At 60.5% G+C, this 13,477-nt stretch carries 14 protein-coding genes; 9 read left to right on the forward strand and 5 right to left on the reverse strand.

Annotated elements, in window-relative coordinates; translation table 11 throughout:
* Nucleotides 1-140: 140 nt before the first annotated feature.
* The 4 genes from AB4N80_RS08180 (at nucleotide 141) to trpE (ending at nucleotide 4,409) form a co-directional block, all read left to right on the forward strand.
* Nucleotides 141-1,289, forward strand: a complete 1,149-nt coding sequence (locus AB4N80_RS08180; RefSeq protein ID WP_122566697.1) for an iron-containing alcohol dehydrogenase — start codon at nucleotides 141-143, stop codon at nucleotides 1,287-1,289.
* A gap of 78 nt (nucleotides 1,290-1,367) precedes the next feature.
* Complete coding sequence (rpe, locus tag AB4N80_RS08185; protein ID WP_122566698.1) at nucleotides 1,368-2,042, forward strand: ribulose-phosphate 3-epimerase; 675 nt, start codon at nucleotides 1,368-1,370, stop codon at nucleotides 2,040-2,042.
* On the forward strand, nucleotides 2,039-2,857 hold the full coding sequence (locus AB4N80_RS08190; RefSeq protein ID WP_122566699.1) for a phosphoglycolate phosphatase: 819 nt from the start codon (nucleotides 2,039-2,041) through the stop codon (nucleotides 2,855-2,857). Before rpe ends, AB4N80_RS08190 begins: the two co-directional genes overlap by 4 nt.
* 70 nt (nucleotides 2,858-2,927) lie before the next feature.
* Nucleotides 2,928-4,409, forward strand: coding sequence for an anthranilate synthase component I (gene trpE / locus AB4N80_RS08195; RefSeq protein WP_460081474.1), 1,482 nt, complete (start codon nucleotides 2,928-2,930; stop codon nucleotides 4,407-4,409).
* A 175-nt stretch (nucleotides 4,410-4,584) separates the two neighbouring features.
* On the opposite strand, the gene estP is transcribed toward trpE, so the two are convergent.
* Nucleotides 4,585-6,492: an esterase EstP gene (estP, locus tag AB4N80_RS08200; RefSeq protein ID WP_460081477.1), complete on the reverse strand. Its 1,908-nt coding sequence runs from the start codon at nucleotides 6,490-6,492 to the stop codon at nucleotides 4,585-4,587.
* Nucleotides 6,493-6,902: 410 nt separating this feature from the next.
* Here estP and AB4N80_RS08205 point away from each other — a divergent pair, with 410 nt between their 5' ends.
* Genes AB4N80_RS08205 through AB4N80_RS08220 form a run of 4 tightly spaced genes read left to right on the forward strand, consistent with a single transcriptional unit; the run spans nucleotide 6,903 to nucleotide 10,093 of the window.
* Nucleotides 6,903-7,496, forward strand: coding sequence for an aminodeoxychorismate/anthranilate synthase component II (locus AB4N80_RS08205; protein WP_018928869.1), 594 nt, complete (start codon nucleotides 6,903-6,905; stop codon nucleotides 7,494-7,496).
* 9 nt (nucleotides 7,497-7,505) lie between these two features.
* Complete coding sequence (gene trpD, locus AB4N80_RS08210) at nucleotides 7,506-8,555, forward strand: anthranilate phosphoribosyltransferase (protein ID WP_122566702.1); 1,050 nt, start codon at nucleotides 7,506-7,508, stop codon at nucleotides 8,553-8,555.
* Nucleotides 8,552-9,388: an indole-3-glycerol phosphate synthase TrpC gene (trpC, locus tag AB4N80_RS08215; protein WP_122566703.1), complete on the forward strand. Its 837-nt coding sequence runs from the start codon at nucleotides 8,552-8,554 to the stop codon at nucleotides 9,386-9,388. The genes trpD and trpC overlap by 4 nt, the downstream gene beginning before the upstream one ends.
* A gap of 3 nt (nucleotides 9,389-9,391) precedes the next feature.
* The gene (locus AB4N80_RS08220) at nucleotides 9,392-10,093 is read left to right on the forward strand and encodes a lipoate--protein ligase family protein (RefSeq protein ID WP_354336693.1); all 702 of its coding nucleotides are present in this window, start codon (nucleotides 9,392-9,394) and stop codon (nucleotides 10,091-10,093) included.
* Here AB4N80_RS08220 and crp read toward each other — a convergent pair.
* Nucleotides 10,090-10,734 (reverse strand): cAMP-activated global transcriptional regulator CRP, encoded by a 645-nt coding sequence (gene crp / locus AB4N80_RS08225; RefSeq protein WP_122566705.1) that lies wholly within the window; start codon nucleotides 10,732-10,734, stop codon nucleotides 10,090-10,092. The genes AB4N80_RS08220 and crp overlap by 4 nt on opposite strands.
* A 233-nt stretch (nucleotides 10,735-10,967) precedes the next feature.
* Here crp and AB4N80_RS08230 point away from each other — a divergent pair, with 233 nt between their 5' ends.
* Entirely contained in the window at nucleotides 10,968-11,390 is a 423-nt protein-coding gene (locus AB4N80_RS08230) for an OsmC family protein (protein WP_003206127.1), read from the forward strand.
* A 124-nt stretch (nucleotides 11,391-11,514) separates the two neighbouring features.
* Here AB4N80_RS08230 and coq7 read toward each other — a convergent pair whose 3' ends face one another.
* From coq7 to AB4N80_RS08245, 3 genes are all read right to left on the reverse strand, one after another.
* Nucleotides 11,515-12,162 carry a 2-polyprenyl-3-methyl-6-methoxy-1,4-benzoquinone monooxygenase gene (gene coq7, locus AB4N80_RS08235; protein WP_060740380.1) on the reverse strand — a complete coding sequence of 216 codons (648 nt, stop codon included), beginning with the start codon at nucleotides 12,160-12,162 and terminating at the stop codon, nucleotides 11,515-11,517.
* 75 nt (nucleotides 12,163-12,237) lie between these two features.
* Nucleotides 12,238-12,576, reverse strand: coding sequence for a histidine triad nucleotide-binding protein (locus tag AB4N80_RS08240; RefSeq protein WP_003206124.1), 339 nt, complete (start codon nucleotides 12,574-12,576; stop codon nucleotides 12,238-12,240).
* An 82-nt stretch (nucleotides 12,577-12,658) separates the two neighbouring features.
* Nucleotides 12,659-13,447: an SDR family NAD(P)-dependent oxidoreductase gene (locus tag AB4N80_RS08245; protein ID WP_122566706.1), complete on the reverse strand. Its 789-nt coding sequence runs from the start codon at nucleotides 13,445-13,447 to the stop codon at nucleotides 12,659-12,661.
* Between the last annotated feature and the right edge of the window lie 30 nt (nucleotides 13,448-13,477).

The following is a 13,477-nucleotide window of genomic DNA, read 5'->3' on the forward strand; positions in this document are numbered from 1 at the left end:
TATATTGAATGTTCCGCCGCATTCGCGAGCAAGCCCGCTCCCACAATGGATTTGCGGTGCATTCATGGGCTGAATGGAAGACAACCTTAAATACCGAGCTATCCTTGTGCCAGCCCATACTCGAATAAGAGGCCGCGCACATGAGTCTTTCCTCATTCAAGATCGCCCATAAACTGATCACGGGTGCCGCTGCCATCGAGCAACTGGCCGCCGAGTTGACGCGACTGGATGTCGACAATCCGCTGATCGTGACCGACGCGGCGCTGGTCAAGTCCGGTACCGTGGAGTTGGCCCTGCAACACCTGGGCGGACGCGACTACGAGATTTTCGACCGGGTCATGCCGGACCCGGAAATCGCCATTGTCGAGGACTGCATGCAAGCCTACCGCGACGGCGGTCACGATGGCCTGATCGGCCTGGGCGGCGGCAGTGCCATCGACATCGCCAAGTGCGTGGGCGTCTATGCCGGGTACCACGGCGAGCTGCAGGATATGTTCGGCGTCGACCAGGTGCCGCGCAAAGGCCCGCCCATGATTGCCATCCCCACCACGGCCGGTACCGGTTCGGAAGTCACCAACGTGGCGATCCTCTCCGACAAGGCCGCGCAACTGAAAAAAGGCATCGTCAGCGATTTTCTGTTGCCGGACGTGGCGTTGGTCAGCCCACAGATGACCCTCACTTGCCCGCGCAGCGTCACGGCTGCCAGCGGCGTCGATGCGCTGGTGCATGCGATCGAGGCCTACCTGTCGCTGAATGCTTCGCCGATCACCGATGCCCTGGCCATCGGCGCAATCAAACTGATCACCCGCGCCTTGCCCAAGGCCTATGCCAACCCCGCGCACCTGCAAGCCCGTGAGGACATGGCCACGGCCAGCCTGATGGCCGGCATGGCATTCGGCAATGCCGGGGTCGGGGCGGTGCATGCGCTGGCCTATCCATTGGGCGGGCGCTTTCACGTTTCCCATGGCGTCGCCAACGCCTTGTTGCTGCCGTATGTCATGACGTGGAACAAAATGGCCTGCGTCGAGCGCATGCGCGACATCGCTGAAGCCATGGGCCTCAAGACCGCTCACCTGAGTGATCTGGAAGCGGCCGACGAAGCCGTGGAGGCCATGGTCGCGCTGTGTGCCGCCGTGGAAATTCCCAAGGGCTTGAGTGGCCTGGGCGTGACCGAGGACGTGATTCCCTCGATGGCGCTGGAAGCGGCGGGAATCGAGCGTCTGATGCGCAACAATCCGCGCCAACTGAGCGCCGCCGATATCGAGAAGATCTACCGCGCGGCGTATTGATCGACGGTCACGGTGGGCGCGCCAAATCTGGAGGTATACAATGCGCGCCATCGTGATTTCGCTCAAAACAGGTGCGTCATGCAGCCCTTCGCTATTGCTCCGTCGATTCTCTCCGCCGACTTCGCCCGCCTGGGTGAGGAAGTGGACAACGTTCTGGCCGCCGGGGCCGACATCGTGCACTTCGATGTCATGGACAACCACTACGTACCCAACCTGACCATCGGCCCGATGGTCTGCGCAGCGCTGCGTAAGTACGGCGTCACCGCGCCGATCGATGCGCACCTGATGGTCAGCCCGGTGGACCGCATCGTTGGTGACTTCATCGAGGCCGGTGCCACCTATATCACCTTTCACCCTGAAGCCACGCTGCACGTCGACCGCTCCCTGCAGTTGATCCGCGAGGGCGGTTGCAAGGCCGGCCTGGTGTTCAACCCGGCCACGCCCCTGGACGTGCTCAAGTACGTGATGGACAAGGTCGACATGATCCTGCTGATGAGCGTCAACCCTGGCTTCGGCGGGCAGAAGTTCATCCCGGGTACGCTCGACAAGCTGCGCGAAGCCCGTGCGCTGATCGATGCCTCGGGCCGTGATATCCGCCTGGAAATCGACGGTGGCGTGAACGTGAACAATATCCGTGAAATCGCCGCGGCCGGCGCCGATACGTTCGTCGCGGGTTCGGCGATCTTCAACGCACCGAACTACGAAGAGGTGATTGCAAAAATGCGCGCCGAACTGGCCCTGGCGCGCCCATGAGCGGCTTCGAGCAGCTGTTCCCCGGCAGCTTGCCGCGTCTGGTGATGTTCGACCTCGATGGCACATTGGTCGATTCGGTCCCGGACCTCGCGGCGGCCGTGGACAGTATGCTGCTCCAGCTCGGACGCCCGCCCGCCGGCATCGACTCGGTGCGCCACTGGGTGGGTAACGGTGCGCCGATGTTGGTGCGCCGGGCCCTGGCCAATGATATCGACGCCCAAGGGGTCGATGATGCCGAGGCCGAGCGGGCGCTGGGGTTGTTCAATGAAGCCTACGAAGGCGATCACCCACTGACAGTGGTCTACCCCGGCGTGCGGTCCACCCTCAAGTGGCTGAAACAGCAGGGCGTGGAAATGGCCCTGATCACCAACAAACCGGAACGCTTCGTCGCACCGCTGCTGGACCAGATGAAAATCGGCCGTTATTTCCGCTGGATCATCGGCGGCGATACCTTGCCGCAGAAAAAACCTGACCCGGCCGCGCTGTTCTTCGTGATGAAAATGGCCAACATCCCGGCCTCCCAATCCTTGTTCGTCGGCGACTCGCGCAGTGATGTGCTGGCGGCCAAGGCGGCAGGGGTCAAATGCGTAGCGCTGAGTTACGGCTACAACCACGGCCGGCCCATAGCCGAAGAGTTTCCGACGCTGGTGATCGACGATTTGCGTCTGTTAATTCCCGGTTGCCTGGACCCGGCGGCTGAGATAACGTTGCCCGACGCTGTTCAATCCTCTTCTGGAAACGCCATCGTGGTGGTCACTCGCAAACTCTGGATGAAAGTCATGAAGGCCCTGGCCCGCTGGCGTTGGCGCGCCTGACGTGATCCTGGCCGGTTATCCGGCGCGTTTGCATACCTGACTGTCAGCTCCTCTTGCCACGAGGCACCCCATGATCCGCGAAGAATTCCTGCGTCTAGCCGCTGCCGGCTACAACCGCATCCCCCTTGCCTGCGAAACCCTGGCCGACTTCGACACGCCGCTGTCGATCTACCTCAAGCTGGCCGACCAGCCCAACTCCTACCTGCTCGAATCGGTGCAGGGCGGGGAAAAGTGGGGCCGTTACTCCATCATCGGCCTGCCGTGCCGTACGGTGCTACGGGTCCATGACCATCGCATCAGCGTGACCCACGACGGTGTCGAAATCGAAAGCCACGAGGTCGAAGACCCGCTGGCGTTCGTTGAAACCTTCAAGGCCCGCTACAACGTGCCGACCATCCCCGGCCTGCCGCGCTTCAATGGTGGCCTGGTGGGGTATTTCGGCTACGACTGCGTGCGCTACGTGGAAAAGCGTCTGGGCGCTTGTCCAAACCCCGATCCGCTGGGCGTGCCGGACATATTGCTGATGGTCTCCGACGCCGTCGTGGTCTTCGATAATCTCGCTGGCAAGATGCACGCCATCGTTCTGGTCGACCCTTCCCGGGAAGATGCCTACGAGCAAGGACAGAAAAGCCTGCAGACGCTGTTGGAAAAACTCCGTCAGCCGATCACGCCGCGTCCCGGCCTGGATTTCAGCAAGCAGTCGGCGACCGACCCGGTGTTCCGCTCCAGTTTCACCCAGGACGATTACGAACGGGCCGTCGATACCATCAAGGAATACATCCTCGCCGGCGACTGCATGCAGGTGGTGCCATCGCAACGGATGTCCATCGACTTCAAGGCCGCGCCCATCGATCTCTATCGGGCGCTGCGCTGCTTCAACCCGACCCCCTACATGTACTTCTTCAACTTCGGCGACTTCCATGTCGTGGGCAGTTCGCCGGAAGTATTGGTGCGGGTCGAGGACAACCTGATCACCGTGCGACCGATCGCCGGCACTCGCCCCCGTGGCGCCACGGAGGAGGCTGACCGGGCGCTGGAAGAGGACCTGCTGTCGGACGACAAGGAAATCGCCGAGCACCTGATGCTGATCGACCTGGGGCGCAATGACACCGGGCGGGTCTCGGAAATCGGTTCGGTGAAACTCACCGAGAAGATGGTCATCGAGCGCTATTCCAACGTGATGCACATCGTTTCCAACGTTACCGGCCAGTTGAAGGCCGGGCTGACCGCGATGGATGCCTTGCGGGCGATCCTGCCAGCGGGCACCTTGTCCGGCGCGCCGAAAATCCGGGCGATGGAGATCATCGATGAACTGGAGCCGGTCAAGCGCGGGGTGTACGGCGGGGCCGTGGGTTATTTCGCCTGGAACGGCAACATGGACACCGCGATTGCCATTCGCACCGCGGTCATCAAGAACGGTGAACTGCACGTGCAGGCCGGCGGCGGTATCGTCGCCGACTCGGTGCCGGCATTGGAATGGGAAGAAACCCTGAACAAACGCCGGGCGATGTTCCGCGCCGTGGCGCTGGCCGAGCAGACCTCCAGCGACTGAAGGCCTGCAGCAAACAACTGTGGCGAGGGAGCAAGCTCCCTCGCCACAGTTCCTTCACGCAACTCGATCAAAATGTGGGAGCGAGCTTGCTCGCGATGAGGGCGTCCTATTCAATCCATCGGTCGACTGACACCCCGCTATCGCGAGCAAGCTCGCTCCCACAGGCTCTCCTCGATCAGAAGTCCAGGCTGACCCCCAGGCTCACCCCTTGCTGGGTCATGTCATCATCCTTGCGCAACGTATAGCCGCCCCGCAGCGCCAGGTCCTTGGTCAACTTGTGGCTGACCCCCAGGCTCAGGCGGTTCAGGTGGCTCTGTGGCGTATAGCCTTCCAGCGTGAAGTCATTGGCCGGCAGGCTGTTGAGGGCGATGTTGACCTTTTGCGTGTCGTCTTCGTACTCGCGTTCGTGGGCATATTCGCCAAACACCTGGGTCTGCCGGGTGATGTTGTATTTGCCCTGCAAGCCAATGCCCAGGCGTTTCGAGTCGCGGGTCTGGTCATCGAAGGTCAGGGCCGTGGAGCGGTTGCTCTTTTCCGAGTAGCCATCGACTTCCACCTTCGCATAATCAGCGCTGACAAACGGCGAGAGATGCCATTCGCTGCCCGGCTGGGCGATGTCGTAGCCCACCCGCGTGCTGAATGCCCAGAGATGGCCGTCCGTGTCGCCTTTCTCCTGCGCTTCGTTGACGCCCAGGTCGAATTTGCGCTCCAGGTTGTCATAATCCAGCTTGCCGCCGGTCAGCGCCGCATCGGCCCACCAGCGGTTTTGCTGGAACTGGGCGAAGGCGGTGGCCAGGTAGCTGTTGAGCTTGTACTGCGAATCGTTATGGCCTGCCTCCATGTCCTGGCGGTAGAGACCGGCGGCGACACCTACGCGCCAAGCCTCGTTGAGGCGATAGCTGCCGCCGACGTTGAGGCTGTAGCCGCTGCCGTCGGCGCTGGCGCCGCTGCCCTGGCTGTCCATGTCCAGATGCTGGCCGCCACCGGCGACGATGGCTCGCCACTGGCCGACCGCCTGCCAGTCCTCCCAGTCCGATTGCCACTGGCTGCGCAACTCATCCTGGTGAGCCCGCAGGGTCGAGTGGGCCATTTCCGGCAGCAGCGTCAGCTCCCAGGGCGCCGCGAGCAGGGAAAAGGCGTAGTCGGCGATCAGTTTTTGCCCGGTTTCGGTTGGATGGACCGCGTCGTTGTAGATCAGCTTGGTGGGATCAGGCGTGGCACTGTTGATGCCATAGGTGGCGTTTTCCGTGCAGCCGTTGCCGCTGAAGCAGGTCGCGGTGAGATTCTCGCCGGTGGCGAGGCCGAATCTTGCTGGATCGGCGAAGCTTTCCTTCAGCAAAAGAGGAATGTTCAGTGGAATGATTTCGGCGTCGATGCCTTGCAGGCGCGTGATCAGTTGTTGGTTGAACTGATTGCCCAATTGCGAAAAGGTGTCCTGCAAGGGGCCGCCGTTGAGGGCCGGGGTCAGGCCCAGGTCGGGCAACAGCCAGACCATCACATAGCGGGCACCGGCCGTTTGCAGTACCTGGACGCTGTCGGCCAGGCGGTCCGCGGCGGCGTTCGCCTGTGCGGTGTTCAATACCCGGCCTTGAAGGAAGTCGTTACCGCCACCGGAAAGGTAATACAGCGCATTCGGATCGGCGCGCAGGCCATTGGATTGCAGGTAGCCGGGTCGGCTGCGCTCGCCGGTATCGGACACACCGGTAATCGATTCGAGGATCTGGTCGGTACGATAACCGCCTACCGCCCAGTTATTGCCATCTGCCAGCCCTTCGTTGGCGCGGACCGCCGAAGTGGAGGCAGCGGTCTCGTCGGCGGAATAGCCCAGGCGCCCACCGAGCAGTTGGGTGGAGTTGGCCGAATAGGCTTCACCGCTGCCGTCCGCATAGATCGGACCGGTCCGGTTGGTATAGCGCGCGGTCGAGCCGGGCGGGCCGTTCGGGTCGGCGAGTTGGCCAGCGTCGTTGAGGCTGTCGCCGAACACGATGAATTTGGAGTACGGGTTGGGGGCGGCGCTCGCCTGGGCGCAGGCCATTGCCAGTAAGCAACCGGCAATCGGTACGAACAGCGTCTTCTTTATCATGGCAAAGTCCGTTTTTATCTTATTGTCGTTAGAAAACGAAACGACAGTACCAAAAACTTTCGGCGTTTTGCCATCTATCCGGAACGTCGCGATTGTTTCAAAGCCCTTCGAGAACGGTCATATTGCGTGCTCCGCCCAGCTAAGCTACTGTGCCGGAACGTATGAACGAGACTTTCCCTGTGTCGATTGTCAGCAAACTTCTGGATCAAATGATCAAGGCACACGCCCGTTGGCGTTGGCGCGCCTGAACAATCTCCGCCGGCCTCGCCGGACCTGTACCGATTTGCCTTCTTCACCCGCTGTAGAACCGCTTCGCCGGGGCATCAATCGCCTCGCCAAGCGCAGCAGCGTGCGGGTCACTCTCTGAAGGCTGTGTTTAAAGTCAGTGAATTCAATAGGTTGCTTACGCCATGTTGCTGATGATCGATAACTACGACTCTTTTACCTACAACGTTGTGCAATACCTTGGCGAGCTGGGCTCCGAGGTCAAGGTCGTGCGCAACGACGAACTGACCATCGCCGAAATCGAAGCCCTCAAGCCTGAGCGCATCGTGGTTTCCCCCGGCCCGTGCACGCCGACCGAAGCGGGCATTTCCATCGAGGCCATCAAGTATTTCGCCGGCAAGCTGCCGATCCTGGGCGTCTGCCTGGGACATCAGTCGATCGGCCAGGCGTTCGGTGGTGATGTGGTACGCGCCCGACAAGTCATGCACGGTAAGACTAGCCCGGTATTCCACGAGGACAAGGGTGTGTTCGAGGGACTCAATCGTCCGCTTACCGTCACCCGCTACCACTCCTTGATCGTCAAGCGCGAAACGCTGCCTGACTGCCTGGAGCTGACGGCCTGGACCCAGCTTGAAGACGGCTCGGTGGATGAAATCATGGGGCTGCGCCACAAGACATTGAATATCGAGGGTGTGCAATTTCATCCCGAGTCTATTCTCACCGAGCAGGGCCACGAGCTGTTCGCCAACTTCCTCAAACAAACCGGCGGCACGCGCTAAGGACTTTTCATGGATATCAAGACAGCCCTGAGCCGTATCGTCGGCCATCTCGACCTGAGCACCGACGAGATGCGCGACGTGATGCGCGAAATCATGACCGGCCAATGCACGGATGCGCAGATCGGCGCGTTCATGATGGCCATGCGCATGAAGAGCGAGAGCATCGATGAAATCGTCGGCGCCGTGTCGGTGATGCGCGAACTGGCGGACAAGGTCGAACTCAAGACGCTGGACGGTGTGGTCGATGTGGTCGGCACCGGTGGTGACGGCGCCAATATCTTCAACGTTTCCACTGCCTCGTCGTTTGTGGTCGCGGCGGCCGGTTGCACCGTTGCCAAGCACGGCAACCGCGCAGTCTCGGGCAAGAGCGGCAGTGCCGACCTGCTGGAGGCGGCCGGCATCTACCTGAACCTGACGCCGATTCAAGTCGCGCGCTGTATCGACAATGTCGGCATTGGTTTCATGTTTGCCCAGACCCATCACAGCGCCATGAAACACGCTGCCGCGCCGCGCCGTGACCTGGGCCTGCGTACGCTGTTCAACATGCTCGGCCCGCTTACGAATCCGGCCGGTGTGAAGCATCAGGTGGTTGGGGTGTTCAGCCTGGCGTTGTGCCGGCCGTTGGCAGAAGTTCTGCAACGCCTGGGCAGCAAGCACGTGCTGGTAGTCCATTCTAAAGATGGCCTGGATGAATTCAGCCTGGCGGCGCCCACATTCGTGGCCGAACTAAAAAATGATCAGATCAGCGAGTATTGGGTCGAACCTGAAGACCTCGGCATGAAGAGCCAGAGCTTGCACGGCCTGGCGGTCGATGGCCCGGCCCAGTCGCTGGAGTTGATTCGCGATGCCTTGGGTCGCCGCAAGACCGAGAACGGCCAGAAAGCCGCTGAGATGATCGTGCTCAATGCCGGCGCTGCGTTATACGCCGCCGACCACGCCAGCAGCCTCAAGCAAGGCGTGGAACTGGCCCATGATGCACTGCACACTGGCCTGGCCAGGGAAAAACTCGAAGAGTTGGGTGCATTTACCGCCGTATTCAAAGTGGAGAACGAAGGATGAGCGTGCCAACGGTTCTGGAAAAAATTCTGGCTCGCAAGGCCCAGGAAGTGGCAGAGCGCAGTGCTCGCGTCAGTCTGGCCGAGCTGGAAAACCTGGCGCGTTCAGCGGATGCGCCGCGCGGTTTTGCCCAGGCTCTGATCGATCAGGCCAAGAAAAAACAGCCGGCGGTGATTGCCGAAATCAAGAAGGCCTCTCCCAGTAAGGGCGTGATCCGTGAGCACTTCGTTCCAGCCGACATCGCACGCAGCTACGAGAAAGGCGGTGCGACCTGCCTCTCGGTGCTGACTGACGTCGACTTTTTCCAAGGCGCCGACGACTACCTGAAGCAGGCGCGGGCGGCGTGCAAGCTGCCGGTGATCCGCAAGGATTTCATGATCGACCCGTATCAGATCGTCGAGGCTCGGGCGCTGGGCGCCGATTGCGTGCTGTTGATCGTTTCCGCCCTGGATGACGTGAAAATGGCCGAGTTGGCGGCCGTGGCCAAGAGTGTCGGGCTGGATGTCCTGGTGGAAGTCCACGATGGCGACGAGTTGGAGCGAGCCTTGAAAACCCTCGATACCAAACTGGTCGGCGTGAACAACCGCAACCTGCACACGTTCGAAGTCAGCCTGGAAACCACCCTGGACCTGTTGCCGCGCATTCCACGCGATCGCCTGGTCATCACCGAAAGCGGCATCCTCAACCGGGCCGATGTCGAGCTGATGGAAGTCAGCGATGTGTACTCGTTCCTGGTGGGCGAGGCATTCATGCGAGCCGAGAACCCGGGGGCGGAATTGCAGCGACTGTTCTTTCCTGAACGAGGCCTGCCGGTGAGCGGCTCGACGCTGGACTGATCCATGTCGCCAGTGATTTCCCTCACCGTCGAAGCTGGCCTGCAAGCCGAACAGGACCTGTTGGCCAGCATCTGCGCGGGCGACGCCGAGTTCAGCCTGCTGTTCTGGCAACCCAATGATCGCGCGCTGGTCATGCCGCGGCGCTTGAGTCGCCTGCCAGGGTTCGAACACGCCTGTGAAGTATCGGCCGCCCACGGCTGGCCAGTCCTGCTGCGCGAAACCGGCGGTGAGCCGGTGCCGCAGTCGGCCGCCACCGTCAATATCGCCCTGGTCTACGCCCCACCACGCAGCGAAGGCGACCACGGCCGTATCGAAACCGGGTATCGCCGGTTGTGCGACCCCATCTGCCAGTTGTTGGATGAATTGGGCGGGGTGGCTTCGCTGGGAGAAGTGGAAGGGGCCTTTTGCGACGGGCGCTTCAACGTCAACCTCGACGGCCGGAAAATGGTCGGCACCGCTCAGCGCTGGCGCCAGAGCAAGGGTGGCCAACGTCCGGTGGGTCTGGTCCATGGTGCGCTGTTGCTGGAGAACGAGCGCGAGTCCATGGTCGCGGCGGTCAATCGCTTCAATGAAGCCTGTGGCCTGGAGCAGCGAGTGCGGGCCGAAAGCCACATTGCCTTGTACGAAAAATTCCCGGCGCCTCACGCGGTGGCGCGACTCGAGGCGCTGTACCGGGAACGGCTGACCCAGCTGCTGGGGGCTTAACGCGTTCCGAACACCACCATGGTCTTGCCTTTGACGCTGACCAGGTTGCGCTCTTCCAGGTCCTTGAGTACGCGACCGACCATTTCACGCGAGCAACCGACAATCCGGCCAATCTCCTGGCGGGTCACCTTGATCTGCATGCCGTCCGGGTGGGTCATGGCATCGGGCTGCTTGCACAATTCCAGCAGGCAACGTGCGACACGTCCGGTAACGTCGAAAAATGCCAAATCACCGACCTTGCGGGTGGTATTGCGCAGGCGCTGTGCGATTTGTCCGCTGAGGACGTAAAGAATGTCCGGGTCTTGCAGGGACAGTTCTCGGAATTTGGTGTAGCTGATTTCCGCAACTTCACATTCAATCTTGGTTCGCACCCAGGCACTGCGCTCCTGCTCCTTGCCCGCCTGTTCGAACAACCCCAACTCGCCGAAGAAATCTCCGGAGTTGAGGTAGGCGATGATCATTTCTCGACCGTCATCATCTTCTATCAGGATAGTGACCGAGCCCTTGATGATGAAAAACAGCGTGTCGGAACGTTCTCCTGCGCAAATGATGTTGTGTTTGGCTGGATAGCGGCGACGCTGACAATGCATCAAGAGTTTGTCGAGATTCTTGATCTTGAACGTGGGAGTAATGGCAACCATGGTTGTATCCCGAAAGACTGCGCGGTGTAGTGGTTTGATTTTTATGGAGGCGAATGGCTATCGATAAAAGCTGGCCATACGCCATCGAGTTGGCGCCAGCTTAACAGAGGCGTCCTTAATAGATTCGAGAATTTACCTACAGACTGACAGGACGAGCTTCCTAAGACGGAGAGCAGTCAGGGCGAGGTGCTGTGCTAAGCTGGCGACCCTTTTTTAACAGTGGAGTCTTGGCGATGAAGGCACGCATCCAATGGGCTGGCGAAGCCATGTTCCTCGGTGAGTCAGGCAGTGGTCATGTGGTCGTCATGGACGGCCCGCCAGAAGCCGGTGGTCGGAACCTGGGTGTTCGGCCGATGGAAATGCTCCTGCTGGGCGTAGGCGGTTGCAGCAATTTCGACGTGGTCAGCATCCTCAAGAAATCCCGCCAGGCCGTCGAAAGCTGCGAAGCCTTCCTGGAAGCGGAGCGTGCCACCGAAGATCCAAAGGTATTTACCAAGATCCACATGCACTTTGTGGTGAAGGGGCGAGCCTTGAAGGAAGCCCAGGTCAAGCGGGCCATCGAACTGTCCGCCGAGAAATACTGCTCGGCTTCGATCATGCTCGGTGCCGCCGGAGTCGAAATCACCCACGATTATGAAATCATCGAATTGGGTTGAGTCGATCTCAATGGCGAAACCCGCAATTCGCCGCATTGAAATCCTGAGCTAAAGAAAAAAGGCGACTCCCACTGGAAGTCGCCTTTTCTATTTGCGTGGAATGAGGATGGCTATCCAACCACCGTCAAATCCGATAAGTGCTCTTGGTCATGACCTTGGCCAGCAGGCTCATGCCGAACTTCACCGGGGCCGGGAAACGGAAGCCGCCGGCATCAAGCGCACTCTCGGCATGGTGTTCTTCATCTACGCGCATCTGCTCGAGGATCGCCCGGGACTTTTCATCCTCGGCCGGCAGTTGCTCCAGGTGTTCATTCAAGTGCTTGCACACTTGATGCTCGGTCGCTGCAACGAAGCCGAGGCTGACTTTATCGCTGATCAGGCCGGCGACGGCGCCGATCCCGAATGACATTCCGTAGAACAGCGGGTTCAGGACGCTGGTGTGGCTGCCCAGCTGGCGAATGCGTTGTTCACACCAGACCAGGTGATCGATTTCTTCCTCGGCGGCGTGCTCCATTGCCTCACGCACCTGGGGCAGCTTTGCTGTCAGCGCCTGGCCCTGATACAGCGCCTGGGCACAGACTTCGCCGGTGTGGTTGATACGCATCAATCCGGCGACATGGCGGGTTTGCTCGTCACTCAGTTGCGCGTCCGGTTGCACGATAGCCGGTGATGGGCGGTACGGCTGGCCACTGAAGGGCAGCAGGGTGCGCATCGCGGTATCGGCTTGCAGCAACAGACGGTCAATCGGCGAGTAGTGACGTTGGGTAGTCATGCTTACCTCCGGGAAAAATCACAGCGGCCAGTTTAACCCAATCGGCCGCCGAAGATTTGCGTTGGGTCAGGGGTATCAGCCCGGTGGCCAGTTCATCTGGCGCTGACCCAGCACATGCATATGAATGTGATAGACCGTCTGCCCGCCCAGTTCATTGCAATTCATCACCACGCGAAAACCTTCTTCACAGCCCAATTCCAGCGCCAGGCGCTGGGCAGTGAACAGAATGTGCCCGGCCAGGCCCTTGTCTTCTTCGGCGAGGTCATTGAGCGTGCGGATCGGTTTTTTCGGGATGACCAGAAAATGCACGGGTGCCTGCGGGGCGATGTCGTGGAAGGCCAGTACCTGGTCATCCTCGTAAATGATCTTTGCCGGGATTTCCCGGTTGATGATCTTGGTAAACAGAGTATCCACAGCTGCTTTCTCCGTTGGGTTTGTCGAGGTCCAATATCATGAAGGCTCCGGTTGAGGCGCCTGGTTGTTCAACGTGAAGGGATCAGCGCGGGCAATAAGCCTTGTTGATCACGCCGGCGATGGTCCGGACCAGCCATCGCGATCCCAATCGCGGCAGCGCGGCCAGCCAGCGATTGCGGCGTCCGGGAATGATGATGGCGCGGTTCTTGTCCAGTGCGCGCACGGCGTACAGGGCAACTTCCTCCGGGCTCATCAGCAACTTGCTGTCGATGAGTTTCTGTTCGTCCATTTGCGCCTTGGAGAAAAAGCCGGTCCGGGTCGGACCAGGGCAAAGCACCGAGACCTTGATCGCGCATTTCTTCAATTCAACTCGCAAGGCTTCGGAGAAGTGCAGTACATAGGCCTTGCTGGCGTAGTAAGTACTCATCCAGGGACCAGGCTGGAATGCTGCGATCGAGGCAACGTTGAGGATCTGGCCGCCGCCGAGCAGCGCCATGCTATTACCGATGGCGTGACAAAGCCGTGTCAGGGCGAGGATGTTGACTTCGATCAGGTCCTGCTCGGTCATCCAGTCCTGGCCCAGGAACGGCCCGCTGGTGCCGATGCCAGCGCAATTGACCAGCAGATCGATCTGCCGCTCGCCTTCCTCCAGTTCCAGCAGGAAGCCGGAAAGCCTCAGCGGTTCGCCCAGGTCACAAGCCCGGAACAATACCTCCACGCCAAACCGCTGAGTCAGTTCGATTGCAATACTTTCCAGCCGATCACGCTGTCGAGCCACCAGTATCAGGTTACGGCCGCGCCGGGCCAGCGCTTCGGCCATGGCCAGGCCGATACCGCTGGAAGCGCCAGTGATCAGTGCGTAACGGGTCATGCAGTTCTCCATCGCAACAGCCCGCCGCCA

The sequence above is a fragment of the Pseudomonas sp. H3_A02 genome (assembly GCF_054671965.1).